This is a genomic window from Hydrotalea sp. (genome assembly GCF_049968455.1).
GTDB lineage: Bacteria > Bacteroidota > Bacteroidia > Chitinophagales > Chitinophagaceae > Hydrotalea.
Genome location: NZ_JBMFQT010000081.1, coordinates 1 through 501, shown reverse-complemented (window position 1 = coordinate 501; position 501 = coordinate 1). Strand labels below are relative to the sequence as shown.

Sequence of the window (501 nt, the reverse complement as noted above, 5' to 3'; positions counted from 1 at the left end):
CTCTCCATAACCTATATTCAAAATCATATTTTTCTTTGGGACCACAGCTACCATTCCTCTCTTAAGCATCTGATACGTAAAGTGAGTATCCCACATCCATTGTTCACGATAAGCTAATTCAAATACAGCATTCCAATAATACTTTACTAATCTGTCTCCACCAGATATTTTATCTAAGAAATCGCTTTTTTTCATTTCATTCCAATCCCTCATATACATATCCTGATATTGCCAGCGGTCACGCCAAGTAGCCCATCCCCACTTTAAATCATATTTTGAAAAGAAGTAGCTATACGGATAGTCTTCTTCGGGAAAAGGATTAAACCCTTGGATAACTCCTATTTTCTTATTGTTTCTGTATAATTTTAAAAGTTCTTCACAGAATTTAAAGAAAGATAAAGATGGCAAGCAGTCATCTTCAAAAATTATACCTTCTTCCTCTTGGGAAAAAAACCAATCTATAGCATCATTTGTTCCAAATCCTACGCCTAAGTTTTCTTC

At 34.5% G+C, this 501-nt stretch carries 1 protein-coding gene; it reads right to left on the bottom strand.

Going from position 1 to position 501, the window contains the following annotated elements; all coding sequences use genetic code 11:
* Positions 1 to 501, bottom strand: a 501-nt coding sequence (locus tag ACP5P5_RS13775; protein ID WP_428286691.1) for a hypothetical protein, incomplete at both ends; no start/stop codon positions are given.